General features: G+C 54.1%; 13 protein-coding genes. All 13 read right to left on the reverse strand.

All coding sequences use genetic code 11. The annotated features are described in order from the left end of the window. Positions 1-2 precede the first annotated feature (2 nt). Positions 3-1,598, reverse strand: a complete 1,596-nt coding sequence (tssA, locus tag AC1V0D_RS09660; RefSeq protein ID WP_482907328.1) for a type VI secretion system protein TssA — start codon at positions 1,596-1,598, stop codon at positions 3-5. Next, positions 1,598-5,080, reverse strand: a complete 3,483-nt coding sequence (locus tag AC1V0D_RS09665; protein ID WP_482907329.1) for an ImcF-related family protein — start codon at positions 5,078-5,080, stop codon at positions 1,598-1,600. The genes tssA and AC1V0D_RS09665 overlap by 1 nt, the downstream gene beginning before the upstream one ends. Further along, a complete protein-coding gene (locus tag AC1V0D_RS09670; protein ID WP_482907330.1) occupies positions 5,077-6,285 on the reverse strand; it encodes a hypothetical protein in 1,209 nt (402 codons plus the stop codon). The genes AC1V0D_RS09665 and AC1V0D_RS09670 overlap by 4 nt, the downstream gene beginning before the upstream one ends. Positions 6,286-6,727: 442 nt before the next feature. Then, on the reverse strand, positions 6,728-7,129 hold the full coding sequence (locus tag AC1V0D_RS09675; protein WP_482907331.1) for a M949_RS01915 family surface polysaccharide biosynthesis protein: 402 nt from the start codon (positions 7,127-7,129) through the stop codon (positions 6,728-6,730). Positions 7,130-7,169: 40 nt separating this feature from the next. Beyond that, a complete protein-coding gene (locus AC1V0D_RS09680) occupies positions 7,170-7,712 on the reverse strand; it encodes a M949_RS01915 family surface polysaccharide biosynthesis protein (RefSeq protein WP_482907332.1) in 543 nt (180 codons plus the stop codon). Then, positions 7,709-9,493, reverse strand: a complete 1,785-nt coding sequence (locus AC1V0D_RS09685; RefSeq protein WP_482907333.1) for a TIGR02594 family protein — start codon at positions 9,491-9,493, stop codon at positions 7,709-7,711. Before AC1V0D_RS09685 ends, AC1V0D_RS09680 begins: the two co-directional genes overlap by 4 nt. Before the next feature lie 18 nt (positions 9,494-9,511). After that, positions 9,512-9,928 (reverse strand): DUF4431 domain-containing protein, encoded by a 417-nt coding sequence (locus AC1V0D_RS09690; RefSeq protein ID WP_482907334.1) that lies wholly within the window; start codon positions 9,926-9,928, stop codon positions 9,512-9,514. A gap of 3 nt (positions 9,929-9,931) precedes the next feature. Next, on the reverse strand, positions 9,932-12,631 hold the full coding sequence (locus tag AC1V0D_RS09695; protein WP_482907335.1) for a type VI secretion system Vgr family protein: 2,700 nt from the start codon (positions 12,629-12,631) through the stop codon (positions 9,932-9,934). Further along, positions 12,628-15,282, reverse strand: a complete 2,655-nt coding sequence (tssH, locus tag AC1V0D_RS09700) for a type VI secretion system ATPase TssH (protein ID WP_482907336.1) — start codon at positions 15,280-15,282, stop codon at positions 12,628-12,630. The genes AC1V0D_RS09695 and tssH overlap by 4 nt, the downstream gene beginning before the upstream one ends. A 162-nt stretch (positions 15,283-15,444) precedes the next feature. Then, a complete protein-coding gene (hcp, locus tag AC1V0D_RS09705) occupies positions 15,445-15,936 on the reverse strand; it encodes a type VI secretion system effector Hcp (RefSeq protein ID WP_046102419.1) in 492 nt (163 codons plus the stop codon). 4 nt (positions 15,937-15,940) lie between these two features. After that, a complete protein-coding gene (locus tag AC1V0D_RS09710) occupies positions 15,941-17,653 on the reverse strand; it encodes an OmpA family protein (RefSeq protein WP_482907337.1) in 1,713 nt (570 codons plus the stop codon). Next, the gene (gene tssL / locus AC1V0D_RS09715; protein ID WP_482907338.1) at positions 17,650-18,339 is read right to left on the reverse strand and encodes a type VI secretion system protein TssL, short form; all 690 of its coding nucleotides are present in this window, start codon (positions 18,337-18,339) and stop codon (positions 17,650-17,652) included. Before tssL ends, AC1V0D_RS09710 begins: the two co-directional genes overlap by 4 nt. Then, positions 18,336-19,676 (reverse strand): type VI secretion system baseplate subunit TssK, encoded by a 1,341-nt coding sequence (tssK, locus tag AC1V0D_RS09720; RefSeq protein ID WP_482907339.1) that lies wholly within the window; start codon positions 19,674-19,676, stop codon positions 18,336-18,338. The genes tssL and tssK overlap by 4 nt, the downstream gene beginning before the upstream one ends.

Here is a 19,676-nt window from a genome sequence, read left to right on the forward strand (position 1 = left end):
GGTTATCCGCAAAGCACTGCACTGCTTGCCGGATCGAGCGCAATCAGACTGGACAGAAGCAAATCCATCTCGGGCTGAAGTCGTAATTTATCGGTTTCACTGCGTGTGGCTTTCATGCGCAGAAGTCTGAGGCGGCGTGATTTCACTTCAAACAGCAGTGCCGGCGTCCACTGCGTGAGGGTAATGGACTGTGCGGCACTATCGAGCTCACCCAGCAGATGCAGGGCCAGTTCATTTTTGCCCTTCTGCTCTGCTACGCGGGCCATCAACAGACGCAGCAACCATTTGTCTTTTGTGGTGTCAATGCCCGGGCGGGTCTGCAGCCAGTGAAGTGTGGCATCCAGACCGTCACTATCCGCTTTATCCAGCGCTTCCGGCTCGAGAGACAGAATATCGTTATCTGTCTCACCGACGCTGACCGGCTCATTCCGCCAGCCGGACATATCGTCCAGTACGCTCTGGTTTATCCAGTTCAGCGTCACTTCATCAGCAAACGGCGTTCCGTCATTAAAGGCCAGGGTTTCAAGCCCGGTAAGGCGGCGCAGCAACCCTTTCAGGTCTGCGGTGATGATGTCGGCCAGTACATCCTGCCCTGATTTCATCAGGGCCTGGTGGATATACCACTGTAAATCCAGCCAGAGGTGATTTGCACCGCGCGAGAAGGTATTGTCCGCTTGTTCCAGAATCTCCAGCCAGCTCTGCTGGAGATATAGCCGTTTGAGCATGGCTCGCTGGTCAGCCCGTGGCGGTTCGATGCGCGTTTTCCCCTCAGCATCCGGGGCCGGAATAGTGTTCAGCGTGTCATGACGCAGACTCTTCATCAGCCGATGCGCCGCAAGCCAGCCACCGGGCTGTTCACGCAGATACCCTGTCAGGATGCGCGCTTGAGCCAGTAAATCCTGACCAGAGGTAATGCGGCTCAGTATCGGCGCGTCAGGCTCTGTCGCGTGTAAGGTCTGTGACTGACTCTTGTTACTGACATTCTGAGGTACCACGGCATCCACACCCCCGGCCTTCATCAGGCGGGATTCCAGCGCGCTGTACAGAGCATTCAGCGCCGGCCGTGACGCCTCCGGCTCTCTCTCCAGGCTGTCCGTAATGAGCAACAGCGCCCCGGCGGTACGCTGTGCATCCTCGCGGACGACCTCCGGATACAATGACAGACTGTCCAGAACACGGGTACCGCCGAGCCATTCGAGCGCGGCCCTGCGGCTGCGATCCCGCTGCGGGTGAAGCTGCATGCCGAAGCGCTGCAGTAATCCCGCCAGCAGTTCAAGCCCTTCGGCAAAGCCAGCCTCGCCATCCTGGTGCAGGCGCGCCCAGCAGTAATACGTCGCCACCCGGATATCTTTCGCCCCGGTGATCAGTAACTTTTCGGCAAGCGTACATATCAGCCCGGTATCGATCCCGGTGAGCTTATTGACCTCTTCGCGGATACGCTGAAAATCATCATCATATCCCGGGTCTTCACCGGTCAGACTGCTGCCACTTATTGGCGTAAGCCAGCCCTGCCAGTTTTCCATGCGCGCCTGCGCCTGTTGTCGCAGCTGAGTTTCGTCTGCCTGACAGGCGGCAACCAGATTCTGCAGTGTACTCATTATTCGACTCCCTCCCTGTCACTGTTTCCGGTACTGGCCATCAGCGCCTGCGCGGTGGCCGCACTGTCGACACTGAATATCTGATCGGGCAGCGTGAAACCGCGAAGGTCCAGCAGTGCCAGCGGACCTTTGCCGAGTTGTGAGCGCAGCACCCACTGCAAAGTGCGACTGTCCGGGGCGGTAAAGCTCATCATCCACTGGCTGCGGTCAAGCTGCCGGCGTTTGCCCTGGTCCAGCCAGCGAATAAAGCCCCAGGTCCCGCTGTAATCCCCGAACAGGCGCGCACCGGCGTTGACCGTAGTCCAGGTCAGCATCGTCCCCGGCCTGTAAGTCTCTCCCGGCCAGCGGAAACTCTGCCAGTCGGCCATCTGGTTGAAGTAATGCAGCTTTTGCCCATCAATGGTCAACTGCGTCTCCACCACCTGAGGTACAGGACGCGCCTGCAGCTCAAAGCTGATGCCCTGGCTGCCATCGGTAAACAGAATGTCCGACAGCTGGCTCAGCTGGTTAACTGCACGCAGGAAGGCCGGGTTAAAGCTCAGGCCCTGGCTGTTAATCTTATCCGGCACCCACTGGCTGCCCTCTTTGTGCAGCACACCGCTGAGCTCCGTCGTCAGGAAGCGCTCGATACGTCCGCTATCCTTACGCACGAATTCAGCCAGCATCGGCAGGGAGGCATCACTTTTACTCGCAGTAAACGGGAAGCGCCCGTCAAAGGCGGTGCGCCAGTTTGCGACAACGGAACGACTCCACTTATCGTTCAGGCTGGCTGCTGAGGGCTGAAGTACGGTCTCCCAGGCCTGGGTCAGCGGCTGCACAAACATCGTGTTGCCAAAACCACTCCACTCTTCACCCAGGCTGGCGGAAATCAGGCTGCCATACTGTTGGGTATCAGTAAGATCCACGCTTTTACCCTGAAATACGGTCTGCGCCAGGGTCTGCATCATCTCCAGCGGATCAGAGGCGCTGGCCACCTGTTGCAGACGCAGACGCACGCGGGTGATACGGGTCAGCCAGGTCTGCAGGCTCAGGGAGTTGTCAGCGGACATGACGTTGCTGCTTTTGTTTTTACCCAGCAGCTGAAGCAGCGGGCCAAAGGTTTCATCCAGCGGACCCTGCGGGCCTGCCGCCGACTGGTCAATCGCCGGTTTATCTTTGCCGCCCACCAGCTCTTTAGCCGACTGGATGATCGAGTCCGACAGACCTTCGCGTTGCTGACCGGTCTGTCCCTGCCAGGCGAGCGTATTCATCAGGGCAATCAGTGGCGACTGACGGACATCACTCATCAGCGTCAGCTGGTCGGTGACGTCGGCGATATTGTTTGCCGGGTTCCAGTGCAGGCTGTTAAGAAAACTCAGCCAGCGACCAGCAAAGTCGGTGAAGTACCTTTGCGTCAGACGGGCTTTCAGGGCTTCCGGCGACAGATCGGCTGAGGCTGCTTTATGGGAATCGCTCAGCACCCAGTCGATTTCATCCCGGCGGGAATTTGCCGCTTTTTCGATAGCGGGCTGAATGCCCCCCTCCCAGGCCTGGCGCGTGAACATGCCCGGCACCACATCTTCAGTCGTGAACAGACGACGGGCATCGGTACCGCCGGTCATGTCCTCCAGAGAGAGATCGGCGAAGTTACGCCGCACGGATTTGAGCATGTTCTGGTACAGCGTGCTTTCAGCATTACGCCGTCCAATCTGCTGCAACAGGACCTGGCGGCTCTGGCTAACCAGCTGCGCATCCGGCGTGATTTTCCACTGTGGCTGCTCTGGCAGTTCGGAGATATAGAACGCCCACAAATCCGGCGACAGGCTCTGCCACAGGCCGGCTGAAATACCTATCCGCGCCGGCTGCACGGTTTTCATAGCCTGCGCATAAAAGGCACTATCGGCTTTATCCGGACGAGCCATCATCAGCCAGGCTTTAAGCTGGTCATAACCCGGTTTAGCAAGCGCAGCGCGCTGGTCACTGTTGGGAGCTGAATTCACCAGCGCACTGAGTTTCTGCATCAGCGCCTGATTTGCCGGGTCGCGTATCAGGCGGTTGTTTGCCACGCCGTACCAGGGCAGCATCGCGTCAAGCAGCTGCGGGTTATGGTCCAGACCAAAGCGCTGATACCAGGGTGCGCCGTCTTGAATACGGTGCTTCAGGCGGCCGGCGTCATTACGCAGCGTATGCAGCGCCGTGAGCTGGTCATCCGAAACAGAGGGATGTTCTGCCAGGGCATGCGCCTGCCCGGCAACAGAAACGATCTGCTGACGGTTGACCGCGAAAGACAGCAGCGTTCCCGCGCCCCAGATACCGATAAGGGCCATCAGCGTCCAGGCAAGCGTCTGTTCCCATGCCATACCGACACGGCGGCCACGAACACGGACGCAGTCATCCACGATGCCCTGCCAGGGTGCTGGCAGGGTCAAGGCGTGACGCTGTGATTCGGGGATATATTTCTCAGCGTCGGCAGGTGCAGCACCTGCTGCTTCTCCTGCGATAGCGGCGGGTTTATTCTCCGGCAGGCTGAACATCAGGCCACGCAGCGGAATGCGCTGCTGGGAGGCTGCCAGCCATGGCACCAGCTGCTGAGCCCAGCGGGCGATACCGCCGTTTTTGAGGTGCTGGCCCAGTCGCAGCAGAAAGTCGTGGCTGTTGTTCTCAGCGACCTGACTCATTCCCTGGGTTCGTAGTGTTGGCAGCATCCGTTCAAGCTGGCGGGTAATGTCGTCAGGCTGGGCACGCAGCGGGAAAGTAGTCCCAACCGTCTGTTCATTACGTTTTGCCTGCGACCAGGTGCTGTCGCACAACTGCCATAAATAAACCGGGGCAGAATAACGCAACAGTTCGCTGATTTTTTCCAGACCGCGTAGGTCGTTGTCGCTGATTTGCGGGGTAAGATTAAACGACTGCGGCATGACACGGACAATCCCGTCCAGCGGACGCCCGCGGCGCAGTTTACGCAGCGCGATGTATTTTTCTTTGTCTGGCTCAGCAATCAGACTACCGCCATAAATCAGCACGGTACGGTTGCCTTCAAGCCACTGCTCCTGTTGCAGGCCGGGCACCAGTTGTTCGATTGCCGCCTCATCGCCAGTGATGAGCAACAGACGGGTTTTACGACGCCAGTAAAGGCCAATACGGGAGCAGAGATGAACCCGAATCTTGTTACACATGGCCACCGCAGGGTGAACAGGCGCTTTATCATTTTCCCGCTTTTTTTTCTCATCATCACCGTTGATGCTGTCAACAAGCGCATTAAACTCCTGCTTACCGGCATTGCGTACCGCCGCCAGAAGCACTACGGATACGATAAGGGCGCAGCCTGAAATGCATCCGCCGGCGATAAGCCAGTAAATTTGTTGCTGACTGCCGCCTTCCATCCCGGCTATATCCGGGTGTTTCCAGACCATGAACGTCATAACGGCTAACAGCAAAAAGAAAATAACTGCGACAGCAAGATAGCGGCCTTCCGTAGTCTTCGGTGCTAAAGGTAGCTTCACGGATCCATCTCCTGTCGGGAAGCAATCGGGGTAATGAGCGTGCTCCACAGCACATTCTGTGTGGTATCACCGCAGATAATCATCTGTGGTAATTGAGTTTGTCGGGCGATTTCGGTGGCGGCAGCAATAGCCAGCCAGGGGGCCGCGGCACCGGCATGTCCCATAGATGTATCGAGCGAAATGACGGCTTCGTCCTCTACAAACTGCGCAGGGTGCGCATTCTGGCACGCAATAACTTCTGCACGCTGCTCACCCGTCAGCCCGGCAAGCCATAAATTTTTGACGATGTTTTCTTTGAGCGGGACGTTCCAGGCAGCCATGTTCATCCCCTCCCTCAGCTCACCGGTTGGAGCAGCATCTGGCCGGTGCAGCAACGCGAGAGGTTCGAGAGCCTCCTGGGTCAGGCGGTTGCCAAGAAGCAGTGCTACACCGGCTTCAGCTGTGTTGTCAGATTCGGCAGGCTTTAACTGGAGACCCACAATCAGTAACATCGCTTGATCTTTAATACGTTCATTCAACCAGCGGTCGATTACACTGAGCCCACTCCCCTCACCATATTCAACAGGAAGAGTAATATTGTTTTTATGCCAGGTCTCATCCCAGTAATGGCGAATACTCTCCAGAGGCAGCGATGTTGTTACATCAAAAAATACCACCAGTGGTACTTTGTCAGGGATATGTGCGAAAGGAATGCCAGCAATCAGCTTCGAAAAAATATTCGTTATCACGAATTTTAGCGAGTCCTGCGGGCTGGAAGAAATTTGGCTCATCCTGGAGCTTTCATAACCATCCCGGTCGACCTGCGAAACAATAATGCTATCGTTATTTTGCATCGCAATAGCTGTATCTTTCTGAGCAACTGATGAGTGGCCGGTAATGAATGTTGCATTCAGCACCTGCAGTGCACGACGTGCCTTACGGGTTTCTCGAAGAATCCATTGTTCTCGCTGTTTGTCGAAAGCATTTGCTTTGCTATCCTGCAATGCCCACAAAAGCAGACAAGAAGCAAACGGAACACTCCACAAAACTATAGGCACACCTAAAGCAATCTTCCAAAAATACAGATTTTCAACATAACGCCCAAATATACGCATTGATATAACACTGACCGAAAGCATGGCAACCAGAGCAATAAGCCAACGTGAAAGTTTTAGAGATCTAGGTCTGGGGTAGCATTCTGGCAAATGTTTAAGTGTATATGACATGATTATTTCCTGCTTACTTAATTCTCTAAATGATCAAAGTCATCTATACTTTTTGACTTGCTATGAATTATGCCCAGTGCATAATTTAAAATCATTACCGCTCACAGAATCAAAGTCTGTTCTAACCACAATAAAATGCCCATTGTGTCATCTTCAATAAGTTCAACATCAACCGAGCAAGCATTTAATGAAATCATAGAAAGAAAAAGAACCCTTCTAAATAACCCCCACCTTTAAAATATCGATAAACTGAATAAACCGTCAGTTGATTTATAAATTTAAAACATATGATTTAATTTATTTTTGTTGTGGAAATAGACTTCCATTTTCCTATCATGTATTTCAGAAGGGATTTGTCATTCTTGAAATTGAAATCAGGTGCTGGAGCCTTCTCTCATCCGAAGCCATCACTACCAACAATAACATGCTCCTCTCCCCTTAATTAATATTTCACCCCATCTTTAAAAGAGAAATATTTTACAGCTACAGGGTCAATCCCACCAACACACCCTATTTTGTAGGCAAATGAAACGGTTTCTACACCATCCGAAAATATTTTATTAACCTCAACGGAATCAGGTACAATATCTAATTTCATATCTTCACCACAATTCCTAACAAAATCCTGAAGGGACCAATCGTTGCTATTCCCTGTGACTTGCGTAACAAGCAAGGTCACTCCTCCTTCTTTGCTATCAAGCTTTTTATCTATAGTTAGGGTATGTATACCGGAACTATCATTCCATGCTCTCTGGAATATTTCAGAACTTGCAAAAGCCGCTTGAGACAATACGAATGCAAAAGCAATAATTGAATTCAAAATCACCGCAATTGCCACTTTCATTCTGACCTGCTATGTTGACTAAGTGTTTAATTAAAAACAATCATTTTAGAATAACTGTAGACGCTTTACTCCAGTTACTTGTCATATAATTATATAATAGGACGTTGTTTTTCAAATTAGCATCAGACACCGGCTTAACATTATCATCAATTACCCCATCTGGCGTAACCATCCGCTCTTCTCCTCGAAGAGAATGCTTCATGCCATTTACATAAGCAAAATATTTTACAGTAACTGGATCAAGTCCCCCTACACAACCTATGGTATAAGAAAACAATACAGCATCAAATGAGCCATTAATTTTCTTAATCTCGAAGGAATCCTTAATTAAAGCCATGTTTATATCAAGCGGACAATTATTCACATAATCGACAAGACTCCATACCTTTTTGTCCTTTACATGTTCCGAAGCGGTAATTTTTGAATTTTTAGTTTCACCATTATTTTCTTCGTAAATATCAATTTTCACCTTATGAATACCATCCGGGCGTTCGAACTCCTTGGTAAAGGTAGTTGCAAAACTACTCATCACAGGTAAAACCATCAAAGCTAATGCAAGGGTTATTTTTGTTTTTAGAATCATCTTGTACTCTCATGCCCAGTTGTTTTTGAATGAATACCAATCATTTCATTGAGTTCATTTACATCAAAGATATCTAATTCTTTATGTACATTTGACTCATAATACCCTTTGTATGCCACTGGTAAAAAAAACCTCAATCCATTAAAGGGGGAAAATTTTATTGTATCGCTCTGATTCCCTCCCAAGCAAATTAATGCCCCAGATTTTGTTTTTCCATACACAAAGGTTGCGTGATGTCCTGATGATGCGGCACATCCATAGATAGGTTTTTTGATCTCAAAAAAATTGGTACTATCTCTAAAAAAAGAGATAGCGCGATATGGGTCTGGGGCTGTTTTATGATACCCACATTCTTGAAAACAATAATTTACAAAAGACGAACACCAAGCATTTAATGTCCCAACTAGATTTTTTATCCACCCATGACCTATTAATGCATGGTAATTACTAGTAATATGGTCTTCCTTAGTCCCATGCCATTTTTTTGCCTCACTCAGTGCTATATTCATCCATGGAGTCTCTCTCTGGTCGTGTGGAAGTAACGCAATCGGATTGCCAGAATTTTTTCCTCCAACTGAATCCAGCGCTTTTTTATTCGTATTGATTACACTATTTTTTTCAGGTTTTTTATTATCTGGTTTTGAGGCTATCGGAATTGCAACTGGCCTTTCAGTCTGACCAGACGTCACATTGCCACTTTTGTCTATAGAAATTGATTGTCCCGGGTATATTTTATCAGGATCTGATATATTATTCTGCCGCGCAATATCTTCAACATTCACACCATTTTTTTCTGCGATCTTCGCCAAAGTGTCCCCTGGAGCAACGGTATAGACCGTAGGGCTATTAGCATTGACACCATAGATCGTCAAATGCTGTCCGGGAAAGATCTTACTCACATCTTTTATATTATTGTTTTTGGCTATTTCATCAATGCTTGTCTTATAACGTTCGGAAATTTTTGATAGAGAGTCTCCTGGCATGACTATATACTCTATTGGTTTCTGAGCGCTCTTCTCACGAGGCACTTTGGGAGTCTCGGCAAGTGTTTTTGCAAAGAATTGAGAAAAGTTTCGCGTGAGCAGTATATTCTTTGTTTCATCCCCAGAAACTTCTGAATAAACAACATCCTCTTTTCCAGCAGAATTAGTATATTTGACGACAATAGCCATTCCTTGTTTCATATGGACGATTGTCTTGAGCTTGCCGTATGCGTCTGTTTTCCACTCGTAGCTGGTGCTTCCTAGTGTCACTTTAAATGGCACATCAGCAACTGGTCGCGAGCCATCAGAAACAGTCACATTTGTCACATACACCCATTTTTCGGTGCCCGGCTTCAAGCCACCTTCCTTTTTGCTAATTGCCTTGATTACCTTACTGAATTTTGTGTCGTCAAGATCTCCTACTTTCTCTCCCTGAGCGACCCCACTTTCAGACATGATAAAATTAGCATAAGCTTCAGGGTTATTACCATCATTCCCCGGCGCATATTTTTTCATCATTTCTGGAATAGTATAATCTTTATACTTCCGTTTAAGCAGAGACCGTTTTGCATTCTCACCAGCATCTATGCTTGAAAATATTGCAAAAGAATGTTTGTCTGGATTGTAGACAACTCCAACACCGATTTTTCCTTGCTGATTTTTTACAGAAATGAGATTTCCTGGGTTATTGAATCGCCAATTCAGTGAGCCCCCAGTTTTTAACAATCTTGTGCCATTCGATGACTCATACTCTACCGTTTTTGTCGATGCATGATAAATAGCATTTATAAAGCGCATTTTAATTAATCCTCTTTGCTATTTTCCTGCAACTTCAAACTTGGCATCATCTAATAAAACAGACGTCATGTGATATCCGGTCTCTGCAAGAAATATTACGCCATCAATACTGATATTTTTCCCAAGAAGATTTTTATTTACTTTATAGTCATTACTATCACGCATTATCAACTGAATGTCCTGATTCCAGTTTTGGTTGTCAGTATCTGCGTCTGTTACACACGTGAGTGGCTGTTTTAAATGCAATATCCACTCATGTAGTTTCTCATCATTCGCTTTATCCTCTCCCCAGCCAGGAGGGCCGTAGTATAATTTTTCGCTAACAACTCCAGTCAGAATTACTTTATCCCCTTCCTTTAGGCAAGTAGCAGATGTACTAACGCTAGAAAGCACGATTATAAAGCAAAAAATAGACTTCCAAATTTCCTTTAACATAGTTCACCCTGTCGTAGTTAAATTTAATAGTTTTGCAATCATTGATTCTGTTAGCGCGGAAGTATGATCTTCTGCTGTCTCGGTATCATCCGAATCACTATCAGGCTCCAGTGATTCTATATCTTCCGCACTATCTACCTCATCCTCTTCGACTGATGTTGGAAGCTCCTCTTTACTCCAAGTCTCTCGCCCAATGATTAAGTTTAATATATCGCTTTCAGGCAGCACTATTTTCGGGAAGCGACCTGAACTGTCTACCGTGCCGGTCGACAGGATTTTCCCATTGCTGTCAGTAATGTTGTAGGGCTGATTTGTCAACCAGTTCATACTTTGGCTGACACTATCGGCACCAGGGAAAGCAAAACGTAAGCTTTGTTCGCCAGGTTCCATTACCGGAAAAACAGGCAACGTGACCTTTTCTGATGCGCTTGCCTTGCGCCCATAATGTCCTGCTTTCGTACGATATTCACCTGCAGTAGCAGATTCAATCGCACTTGCATCAATCCTGATATAGCTTCCACCACCATTCAGAGTCAGCTTCTTCTTCGCGATGATTTTGATTTCATCCTCCGTGCTGACAATGCTGATTTCTTTACGTGCCAGCAATTCCATCAGGTCGTTCTGCGCCTGTACCTGCACCGGCCCCTGGTTCGCGATGAGCTTGATCCCCAGCTTACGAACAAATACGCTCAGGGCATTACCTACCCCGACGAACAGATTTTTCACCACGCTGACGTCGGCATTTTTACCGGCCGTAGCTATCAGGTTCTGCCCGGCAGATACCTGCAGATGTTGTCCGCTGGTCAGCGCCATTCCATCCGGTGCACTGAGCAGCAGCACTGATTTTTTGAGGTCTGTCAGCTGCTGTTCCAGCAGTTTGATTTGCGCCTGGAGATCGGCCGGGTTCGCGGTCGCCTTCTGCGCATCATCGGAGATAGACGTCATCTGCTCCCGGGCATCACCCAGATTGCTGATCGCTGGCCCCATCTCCAGCATCTGCCCCTGCGCTCTGGCCTGCCCGTCTGCGCTGATAAAAATCCCCTTCTGCGCCCGTATCGCGCCCCAGCTGTCGGTCCTGAGCTCAAACCCTTCGCCGCGCTGCTGTTTCTCACTGTCGACCAGGTGCCCGAGATTCAGCTGACTCTTGCCGCCATACTCCGTCGACACCTTGATATGCTCTTTTCCGCGCTCGTCATCGAGGCGGATTTTGTTGTTCGCAGGCGTCCGCAGGACGTTACGTCTGTAGTTGCGGATGGTGACGTGGTCGCCGTGCGCCGAGTCGTGCAGCACGCCGGCAATGTACGGCCGGTCCGGGTTACCGTCCTCAAAGCCAATCGCCACTTCGGTGCCCGCCAGCAGCGGCAGGTGCAGGCCGTACGTATCCCCTGCGTACGGGCGGGACTGGCGCACCCACAGGCTCTCAAATCCGGTTTCCCAGCTGTCACGGTCAAACAGCATATTGACGCGGTAACGACCGTCTTTATCGATGTGGCCGTAGGTGTCATTTTCAGTGGTGCTGGTGACGCGGGCCGGCAGCGTCCCGGCCATGACAGGACGTGAGCCAGGCTCAGGACGGAAACCAAAATCGGTGTTATCAGGAATGCCGTCAAAATCAACGGCAAAGTCCTTATCTCGGCGGGCATGCGTGCGCATCGCCGTGATGACCACACCCGCGCTGAACACCTCTGCCACTTCGTACCCGCCGGTGACTTTCAGCACCTGGCCCGGAAAGAGCGTCGCACAGCTGGTAATGCCCTGCGTCCGGGTCTGGCCATTCAGGTAGCGCTCATGACGAATGCGGGCATAAAACGCCCCGGACTCCGGGGCCGGATTGCGGTCGTATGCATCACCCCGGGTAAGGTAGTTATCCCCCCAGTGGTAGGCATCGCCACAGGTAGTGCTGTCGCCCTGCGTCGCGTCCACCTGCGTGTTCATGTCTTCCGTGGCCTGACGGTAGTTGTAGTCACGGGTGCTGACCTGCTTCTGCACCACGTTGTGGTGGCACGCCATGCCCCAGACCGAATCCACCCCCTTTGAGTGCTGGCCCGACGGCGGGACTGACGGCAGGGTCAGGCCTTTCTCATACCCCTGCTGGCTGTCGTAAAACTCCACGACGTCGATGTTCAGGCGCGTGTCGGTGGTGAAGCGAAACCAGATGCCCACCTCACCCAGCAGGCGGGTGATAAAGTGCAGGTCATCCTCACCGTACTGCATCACCTGCTCACGGCGCGGGTACTCTTTTGACAGCGAGAACAGAAAATCCTGCCCGCGCATGTTGTGACGCTCGCGCAGGATTTTTTCCACAATCTGCGGGACCGACATGTCCTGATAGATGGCGTTCTGGTGCGAACGGTCAAGCAGCGCCAGGCGTGGCCGGAGCGTCAGGGCATAATGGGTTTCATCTTTTGATGTGCTGAGACGTTCAAAGCCGGTCACTACTCCCTGAAGGGTGCGCACGGCCTGCTGCACTCTGATGCCGTAACCCTGGTCCACCGGGGCCTGCAGCGTCAGCGAGCCGGTTTTCATCAGCATCATCTCTTTGCTGATGGCATGGTCAGAGCTTGTGAATTCAATGCGGTAGCTGAACGGTTTACTTAAGGCCTCATCGCCCTCAAAGGCCAGCACGTCAGGTTCCGCCGTACAGCCTTTCACTGCCAGCAGGTGGTGATTGTGGCTGAATCTGATCGGGGGATGACTGCTCATACGTTCTCTCCTTCAACCCGGTTAAAGTCCAGCGAGATACCTTCTTCGTCGCTCCAGCCGAGCGTCAGGGTGTGTGGTTTCTGCTTCGCGGCCATGTGGGTCAGCAGTTGCTGGCTCAGCACCGGCAAAATCTGCTGGTTGAGCAGGCTGTCGACGTTGCGTGCGCCGGTATCCGGCAGCAGGCAGGCGGCGGTGAGTGCGTCGTACAGGCTCACATCAATATGGGTGGTCAGGCCGTAGTGACGGTTCAGGCGCTTGCTGACCTGGTCGAGCTTCATTTCCACGATGGTGCGCATGGCCGCTTCGGCCAGCGGTCGATAGATCACGGTCTGGAAGCGGGCCAGCAGCGCCGGCTGGAAGTGATCGCGCAGGATCGGGCGCAGCAGTTCGTGCAGGTCGCTTTCGGTGGCCTCCGGCTGCTCATCCAGCAGCTGCATCAAAGGGTCGCTGCCGAGGTTCGAGGTCATCAGGATAACGGTATTACGGAAGTCGATTTCGCGGCCTTCGCCGTCGCGCATAAAGCCGCGGTCGAACACCTGATAGAACAGATTCATCACCTCACGGTGTGCCTTTTCCACTTCGTCGAGCAGCACCACGCTGTAGGGACGCTTGCGTACCGCTTCGGTGAGGATGCCACCCTGGCCGTAGCCGACGTAGCCCGGCGGTGAGCCTTTCAGCTGCGACACCGTGTGCGGCTCCTGGTACTCGGACAGGTTGATGGTGATGAGTGACTTCTCACCGCCGTACAGCATGTCCGCCAGCGCCAGCGCGGTTTCAGTCTTACCGACGCCACTCGGGCCAACCAGCAGGAACACGCCCTGCGGCCCGTCCCCGGACGTAAGGCCGGTTTTCGCCGCACGCAGACGCCGGGCGATGGCAGTCAGCGCCACATCCTGGCCAACCACGCGTTTGCCGATTTCCTTCTCCAGGCTCAGGAGTTCGGTCTGTTCGTCTTTCATCAGCGAAGAGAGCGGCACGCCTGTCCAGTCGGCAATGACGGTGGCAACGGTGCGCACGTCCACATCGATCGAGAGCAGTGGATTGCTGTGCTGCATTCCGTTCAGTTGCTGTTGCAGCGCGTGAGTTTCGCCCTGACGGGAGAGGTCCTGGCGGCTTTGCAGCAACTGCTCTGCGACTTTCAGCTCCTGACCGTGCCGGGTTTCCAGCTCATCAAGTTTGAGGATCAGTTGTACTTCTTCCTGCCCGATAAGCGTCAGACGCTCGCTGTGGCTCTGACTGCCAAAAGCAATATCTTCCAGCAGTGCCTGCTTCTCCATTTCAAGCGAAGTAATCTGCGCGCGAATGCGGGTCAGCTGCTCCGGAACGGTATCAAGGCTCATGCGCACGCGGGCGGCGGCGGTGTCGAGCAAATCGACCGCTTTGTCCGGCAGCTGGCGACCGGTCAGATAACGGCGGGAGAGCGTGACCGCAGCGCGCACTGCATCATCGGTGATATGCACGTTATGGTGCTCGGCATAGCGGGATTTGAGACCGCGCAGCATCAGGCAGGCGGTCTCATCATCCGGCTCGTCGACCTTTACCATCTGAAAGCGACGCTCCAGCGCGGCATCGCGCTCGAAGTACTGTTTGTACTCGCTCCAGGTGGTCGCGGCGAGAGTGCGCAGTTCGCCGCGCGCCAGCGCCGGTTTCAGCAGGTTGGCGGCATCCGCGCCACCCGCCTGATTACCGGCACCGATAATGGTGTGGGCTTCGTCGATAAACAGCAGAATCGGTAGCGGAGACTGCTGCACCGCGTCGATGATGTTTTTCAGACGCTGTTCGAACTCGCCTTTCACGCCCGCGCCCGCCTGCAGCAGCCCCAAATCCAGGGTGCGCAGAACAACCGGCCTGAGAGATTCCGGCACGTTGCCTTCGGCTATACGCAGCGCCAGGCCTTCCACCAGCGCGGTTTTCCCCACACCCGGTTCGCCCACCAGAATCGGGTTGTTCTTGCGACGGCGCGAGAGAATGTCCACCATCTGGCGGATTTCCGTATCACGGCCAAACACCGGGTCGATTTTGCCCTCTTTCGCTTTGGCGGTGACGTCGAGCGTAAATTTATCCAGCGCGTTCTGCAGCGCCGGGCTCAGCTCGCCTTCTTTCAGCTCGGCACCCACCGGACGGCCGACAAATTCCATCCCGCCGCTGTGGCTCTGCGCAAGTTCCGCTTCCTGCTGCAGTTCCGGGCGTTCGTCCGACTGTGCATCGAGCAGCGGACGCAGACGTTCCAGCTGACTCTGGCCCAGCGTCAGGAGTGGCCACAGCCCGTCACAGCGCACCAGTTTCTGTTTATCTGCCAGCGCCATTAGCAGATGGACGCTGCGGATTTGTTCCTCACCGTTCAGAGAAGCAATCAGCCAGGCTTGTTGCAGCAATGTCTGAATGGTGTCAGACAGTTGAGGACGCTGGCGTACTGAGCGCGGCTGCTTATCAAGCCAGGCAAGCAAATCCTGCCAGATGGCGTCCATATCCCACTCATAGCGGCGGGCCAGCACCGTCAGATCACCTTCACCCTGCTCCAGCAGTTTCAGCAGCCAGTGCTCCGGCAGGATTTCAGCATGGGCGCGAATCTGACACAGGGAAGCTGCCCCTTCCATCGCACGGGCGCAGTAAGGGTTGAGACGTCGAAGAAGGATTGCCGGGTTTTCCATATTTGCTTGCTCACTGTTGAGGACCGTTCAGGCACGCTACCGCCCCTGGCCGTTACCGAGGCCCATAAGGTCTGTTTCCGGGATGTGATGTTTTTGCTGAGCGCCCGCACAGGCAGACGCTCAGCAAAAAGAGCGGACAGAGAAGCTCTGCCCGCTCGTGACTTATGCGGTGGCGCGTTCGTTCCAGGAGTCGGAATGAATGATGTTGCCGTCTTTGTAGGTCCAGGTGATTTTTTCGTAGCGCAGTTCAATCTGCTCAAGATGATTATGCTTCTCGAAAGCCGGGTTTTTGATGTCGTGCATCACCGGGTTCACTTTCACCACCTTCACGTTTTCCAGTCTGGTGTTGAAGTACTCCACTTCCTGGCCCGCGTCGTTGATCCTGTACCATTTGAATTCCGCAGACTTGAGGGTCTGCCCGGTGGTCACTGCCTTGTACAGATAGGGGCTGGAGGAGTCGATCTCCTTGGTAAACAGGAACGGGGTGTGAATACGGGTGCCGGTCAGCTTGCCGGTGTTATTGTCGGTCGGGATGTAGAGGTTATGCTGCTGTGCCACCACTTCGATGCTGCCGTCTCGATCCTGAACGTCCACGGACCCTTTGATGTCCGCGCCGCCGTCGTCTTTCAGCCAGAGATAAACAGGAATTGCCATGAAATTACTCTCCATTGTGTTGTGATGCGTCATCATCCTGCGATGACGCCTGGGTGTGGCCCGGTATCTGACAGGCACTGGCCTGCGGTACCAGACTGATTTCGACACGGCGGTTGAGCGCACGCCCCTCCGGGGTGTCATTGGTTGCGATCGGACGGCTTGCGCCATAGCCCTGCACCGCAAAACAGCTTTCCGGCACGTCACCTGTGTCACGCATCCAGTCGCGTACCGCTGCGGCACGCTCGAGTGACAGCGTCTGATTCAGTTTTGGGTTACCGGTGTTGTCTGTATGGCCGGACACGACAATCAGCCAGCCCGGCTTCGCTTTGATGCCGACCAGTGAGTTCACCAGCATTCTGGTGGAGCCCGCTTTCAGCGCAGATTTGCCGGAATCAAACAGCGACATGCTGTCGAGACGGATAATTTTGGGTACCGGCTCAGGTTCCGGCTGCGGTTCAGGCGGCGGCGGTGGCGGCACATACGAACGGATCGCCTCCAGCACCGGCATTCGCAAACGCTCTCCCTGATAGAGACCCAGGCTCATCCGAGCCGGTACACCATTGCGCGCCTGATCATCCAGTTCTGCCGCATCGTTACGCAGGACAGCCACGGCATCGGCTTTGGGGCCGAAATCCTGCATCGGGATACGGTCATAGCGGGCAATATCGAAGCTCACACGCTGCAGCAGCTGGCGATTGTTCCAGCTACTGCTGAGCAGGGCAGCAATGGCGGCCAGCGTGAAAATCCCGAGCGCATAACGCCAGGCTCGCCCACGTGGCGTCAGGCCTCGTCCTTCAGGGAGCAGCGGCAGAATAAAATCCGGGAAGGGGGAAACCACCGTGCTGTCCGTTCCCACCGGCTGCCAGCCCGCAACCTGCTGGATTGCAGTGTGACGGGCTAGCCATGCAGTCCAGGCAGATGTGGCCAGACTGCCGGCAAGGATCGGTCCCATTCCCCACAACACCGCAACAGGTGCGATGACCGGAACATCGGGATTCTCATCCATAAAGCGCGCAGTGACATGCTGCTGAAACCACGCCATCAGGCTGTTTATCAGCACCTGCTGCTGCATCGCTGGCGACCCACCGGTGGTGATCCATTCAGCGATTGAACCCGGCGCCGAAGACGCCCGCCAGACCCTCACGCCTTCACCCGGAATAGCCGCCTGCCAGAGCAGATCATCCGTCATCGCGCTGCCAATCTGCCCCTTCAGAACCAGTGGCACACAATGACCCGTTTTTTTACGCAACTGGCTGATTTGCCAGCGCAGGGCCAGCAGACGACGGGTCAGCGCTTCGCTGTCGGCATGTTTCTGCGGACAGACGCTGACCATCACCGATAGCTGGCGACCCCAGTCAGGCCGCAGCGACAGAACCTGTTGAGCGACCTGAACCAGATCCTGATGATCCGTCACGCGGATCCAGCATCCCTGCGTGCCAGTGAACACCGGTGACGGCTGTCGGCATGTCAGCGGCAGATCGCCACAGAACAGCACCACAGGCTGACGCCAGGAAGCTTCCGGGAGGTCATCCAGACGCAGGGTAACGTCATGCTCCGCACGACGACTGGCGACCGTCCGGAACGCCAGGATACCCCCCAGAACGATAAGCAGAAGGAGCACAGAAACCAGTCGGGATACCGGCAGGAAATTCAGGCAGACCACGGCACTCAGCAGGGCGGCCCACAGTGCAAGCACGCGCTGTTGTGCAGGACTCATTTCACGGCTCCCGGTAACAGGCTCTGCAGCATCTGATCCAGCCAGTGATCCAGTCCCCACCAGAGTGCGGCCACCACCACGACGCTCAGGCCGATACGCACGGGCCATGAGTCCAGCCAGCGCCCCATCCCCCGTCCGGCACCACTTTCTGCCAGAACCGGAAGCGTATTGGGATAGCTGAACGGTGAGACCTGTTCACTCAGTGCGCTGACAAGTTTCTGACGCTCCGGATCGTTCAGAGCGCGAAAGCTGCCCAGGAATCCCAGCATCATGACCCGCTGGAAGCAGGTCAGGACGGCCCGTTCGGGCGATGGGTCACGCAGCACTGCGCGCATCCGATCGCACAGCGTGTCACCCGCGTCCATGGTGCCAAGGAAGTAACCCTGCAGGGGAATGCCATACCACTGCACACAGGCATCATCCTCCACACCGCGACCTTTGACCGCCTCATCAAGCAGCGCACACTGTGCCGTGAGAATATGCTGACAGCTGGCTTCATCAAGGTCGCTCGCTTTAAGTTCGCGCTGGACCCGTTCGACATCCGCAATGCAGCGCTCCCATAACATGCGCCCTTCTCCCTCCTGAAATATCGGGCCGTAACGCAGGCTGATTACCTGTAGCCAGGTATTCTGCAGGAGAGCATCAATATCGATAGATGTGGAAACACCGCGTTCAGGCTTACTCATGTTCTCAGTACCGCAAAGAGTTCAAGTTCAAGCTCGCCGAGCATGCCCGGCACGTAAAACATACAGGTACCGCTCTGAAGCATTTCAGTAGCCAGAGGATGAGAAACATCAAGGCTGAAATACTGATTTTCCAGACGCAGCGGAATGGCGGCTGGCACATGACGCAAGGGCGTCAGAGGAATACCTACCCGCGAAGAATTGACGATACTTCTGACATGATCAGGCGTGCCGACCTTACACTGGCGCGGGAACTGTTCCTGCAGTTGTGCCACCGGTATCGGTGAACGCACGGAGAGGTAGTAATCCGCCCCTTCACGCAGACGTGGGTCATGCAGACGAGCCTGCCAGACGTGAAGCCGGGGATCCTGTTCAAGCTCAATTGCCACCACCCGTGACGGCAGGCTGGCTTCCAGCAGATCACTCAGCAAATCAAACAACGGCGGGAATACGTGGTTCAGTTGCTCATGCTGCCAGATCGGAATCGCGCTCACCTGATGCTCCAGCGAGAAGGTCAGCAGGCTGCCCGCCAGCCGCGCCAGTTCCGGGTACAGACGCTCCGGCGGGCTTTGCGGGTGGCGCTGAAACTGACCCAGTACTGGCTCGGCGCTGTTCAGGGCATTGAGCAGCCAGAAGAGTGACACGTCGGCTACGGCAAAATCCGCCATACGCTCGTTACTTTCCCGGCGCATCGCCATCAGGCGACTCAGACGAGCGCGGAGCTGTGTCATCAACTGCTCCAGCTGATTCACCAGCCAGCGGCTGCCCTGCAGAGCGAGCAACGGGGGCAGCCATGCATCATCGCGTGTCCAGCGGCCCTGCGAATCCTGCTGCAGGCGGGCGACCGGGCAGGTCAGGTAATCACTGTTGTTCTGATGAGCAAAACGCAGCGTCAGCGCGGGCTGCATCACCGCAATCTGACGGGTATCTTCCCCAAAGAGGTTGCGAACATCCCGCCAGCACTGACGATAACGAACCGGGCGATCGGCTACCTCATCAGGCTTAAGACAGTTGCCCCCGTTTGCCCGCATCAGCGGAAGCGCCAGAACCACCCCGACATCCCGGGATTCCCCTTCAAGCGCCAGCACCGGTGGCAGGTCATCCCCCCTATCCGTGTCGACAAGCGTGCCGTCGGGAAAGCGGAGGTGCAGATGACTGGCCTGCAGGCGGCCCAGTTTTAATGCGTCAGGTTCAAAAGTTGCCTCAATCACCCCCCAGGGATGGGAGAGCCCCAGTCGGGCGATGCATTCCGCTGACCAGGCCGCATACGCGGCCTGCTGCTGGAAGTGCTGGGGTGAGATCATCTGCCCCCGGCCCCATAACGGCTGTTCCGTTTTCAT

It is taken from the genome of Pantoea sp. PA1 (genome assembly GCF_056856975.1).